General features: G+C 57.5%; 2 protein-coding genes. Both read left to right on the forward strand.

The features are described from left to right. Positions 1–119 precede the first annotated feature (119 nt). Positions 120–1,610 carry a hypothetical protein gene (locus P7F28_RS06025; protein WP_277183576.1) on the forward strand — a complete coding sequence of 497 codons (1,491 nt, stop codon included), beginning with the start codon at positions 120–122 and terminating at the stop codon, positions 1,608–1,610. A 68-nt stretch (positions 1,611–1,678) separates the two neighbouring features. Beyond that, positions 1,679–2,872, forward strand: coding sequence for a DUF6531 domain-containing protein (locus P7F28_RS06030; RefSeq protein ID WP_277183577.1), 1,194 nt, complete (start codon positions 1,679–1,681; stop codon positions 2,870–2,872). Positions 2,873–3,101 lie beyond the last annotated feature (229 nt).

The raw sequence follows: 3,101 nt of genomic DNA on the forward strand, positions 1-3,101 counted from the left end.
GCGCGAAAACGTACGACTCGAACAACTCGAAAGGCTTGCACTCACCATGAACCCAGTAGAAAAAAACATCGGGCTATTGCGCGATCTTTGGATCGAGCGCACCTTGAACGATCAGGCGCGTGATCGTTCTGCGCATTCCGGATAACGCAGATCGCTTGCTCGACGCTTTTTTTGCGGTGCAAGCTGAATCGACGGAATGGGATACGCCTGACCTGTTTATTCGCTTCGATCAGCCGTTTGATACGAGCTTCGGATACAGCCGTGCGCTGTGCGATTCGTTGCTCGAACAATATCGAGATACGTTCGATGACGACGCGAGCGGCGCGACCTGGCCGATCAATAACGTTCCTCGGCACGACAGCGCCGCGGGCTTTCTCCGAATATTGAACTCCTTCGCAGTACACCACAGCGAGCAATTCCGCTATGTCGCAGCGGTATTTCAGCCGCATCCGGTCAGCGTAAGCGCCGCGTGGGAGGGCTGGCTCGAAACGGCTCTGAAGAGTCCTATCCCCAAATCGATTCGACTCGTGGTTGTCGATAACCACACGAATCGACGCTGGCAAAAGCTGGCTGATCAATTTCCCGATGCCGTAAAGGTGATCGAGGCTCATACCGATATGTTCGACATCATGCGCGAGACCGCGATGCACTCGGGTGGCGGCGGGGCCACAGGCGCGTATCGCCAGATCATGGCTGATGTCATGGCTTTGCTGGAGCGAGGCTCGGCGCAACAAGTCGCGGAGCGTGCGAAGAAAGCGATGAATATCGTTCAGCGGGAACAGTGGCTGGATCAGGAGGCCGTGCTTCACACGATGATGGCAGGCGCGTGGATCAAGGGCGCGGACTTTGAGCGCGCGATCTCGAGCTATCGCAAGGCGCGTGAATGTGCGCTGAAGGCCGAAGGAAACGAGGTTCCAGGGGCAGCGCAGCTCGTTATGCAAACATGGTTTGGCGAGGGTGGTGCCTGGCTTGCGGCCGGGAAGATGAAGGAAGCGGCTCGCGCTTATCGAAGTGGCGCGGAACAGGCGCGGCGCGTGCCTGATCCGATGTTCGTCGTCGAAGGCTTGCGCATGACTGGTTTCTGCTTCGCCCATGCGAGGCAGCCGGATGCTGCGAAGGAACACTACGTTCTGGCGATCCGTGAGGCAGAGCAAATCCCGGCGGCTCAACGTCCCATGACGACGCTGCCAATGGCCCTTCAGGATTTGATGCGCCTTCTCGATGCACGTCGAGTCGAAGCGCTCGAGGCGGCTGCACAGGCCTACGAAGTCTCGAAGGCTGAGACCTTTGGCAAAGCCGAAAAGCAGCATTCTTACCTGGGCGCGTTTCCCTCCGCGTCAGATGTGGCTCGAATCGAAGAAACAATGGCTCAACAACTCGAAGACAGCTTCGTTGCGTGCCATAGAAAGCGCGAACGGCTGATTGCGGGAGCCGATCGCCAGTTTCGAAATGCGATCGATGCCGGGCGAGCGTTGTTGCACGTACGTTGGAGCGGCTTACCCGAGTTAAAGCACGCACTCGACAAGACGGAAGCAGAGCTTGCACAACTGTTGGATGCCGACGCGTTGAATCAGGCCGAGGCGGACGAACAGATCGGGATTTCGCCCTAGGCAACGCGGCAGCAGAGCAATCAGGGCGCGCGACTCGCGCCACAAGGCAATGAAATAAGGCGGTAAAAATGAGTTCGGAAAAGCAAATCAAAAAGAACGAAAAGCCGGAAGAGAAACCGAATGGCTTTATGGCTGCCATGGAAGGCGTTGGAAAAGCCACCCAGGCAGCGCAGGACGCCGCGCCTGCGTTGGGACCGTCTATCAGCACGCCGTCATCCAAACATTTCGATGTTCAACTCGGAGTGGACATCCACACGTACGGACCGCCTTTACCCGGACCGTTGCCGACGCCCCATATCGGCATGGTGTTCGATCTGATGGACTACATCCCGGTCATGGGTGGGACGGTGCTTGTCAATGGCGTGCAGCGTGGAAACGCAGGCACCGGCGGTGTCGTCGTGCATATACCGCTTGGCACATGGCTGCCACCCATCAAAGTTCCGGCCGGGCCGCAGTTCGACAACGAAATCTTTATGGGCAGCAAGACCGTGCTGGCCGATGGCGAGCCGTTTTCTCGCACGGCCATGCCCGTGATCGACTGCAATTCAGCGGGTGTTGCTGCTCCGCCTCGGATCAAGAAGGTCAAGATCAAGCTATCGCCCGTCTTGCCGACCGCACTCAATATGAGCACGCCGAGCGGCGTAACGGTTGGCGGTCCTTCGACCGTCAACATGATGGCCTTAATGATGAAAGGCGCGATGCACGGCGCGGGAAAAGGGCTTAAAAAGCTGAAGGGAAGTAAATTTGGGAAAGCTTTCGGCGAAAAATTTAAGAGTCTTAAGCGATGGACGTTCCAGAAAATGGAACCCGGTACGCTTAAATGCAAGATCCTGAAGGCCGAACCGGTTGACATCCGAAATGGCAGTGTCGACGTTGCTCAACAAGACTTTAGTATTTCCGGTCGGCTGCCTTTGTCTTGGCCGCGTCATTACGCGTCCTACCGCTGCGACGAGTCGGGCCAATGCGGCCAGGGCTGGCGCACGCCCGCTGACCTGCATCTCGACGTTGAAAGAGATGGCACGGTCACGCTGATCGGCCCACATATTTCGATTCTCTTTGCCAACCTGCCCGCGGCGTGCGGCGTGGGGCACGCGGTGAAGGAATTGCGTGACGGCGCGCGTTTGTTCCGTGTGGATAAACCCAGCGGCAGCGAGTTGCGCGTCCGGATAGGCAATCAGCTTTACGTTTTTCCGTGCGAGGCAGGATTTAGCGCGCCTGCGCCGGGCTATCGTTATCGCCGCCTGCGGATTGGCAGTATCTGAGACGCATCGTCGAATGCAGTGTTGATGGAGAATCCGGGCGCTTGCTCGATGTGCGTCCGACACACGACGGTCGTATCGATTCAATCGTGCTTTACGATTCGGTCACGAGGCAGACTCACAAGTTGGTTAGTTATCTTTACGATGACCGGGGCAATCTGATTTCCGCCACGGATGCACTCGACGCTGCGCGCAGCTATGGCTATAAGGGCCACCATCTGACGCGCCATAT

The organism is Caballeronia sp. BR00000012568055 (genome assembly GCF_029439455.1).
In the GTDB taxonomy this organism is placed as follows: domain Bacteria; phylum Pseudomonadota; class Gammaproteobacteria; order Burkholderiales; family Burkholderiaceae; genus Caballeronia.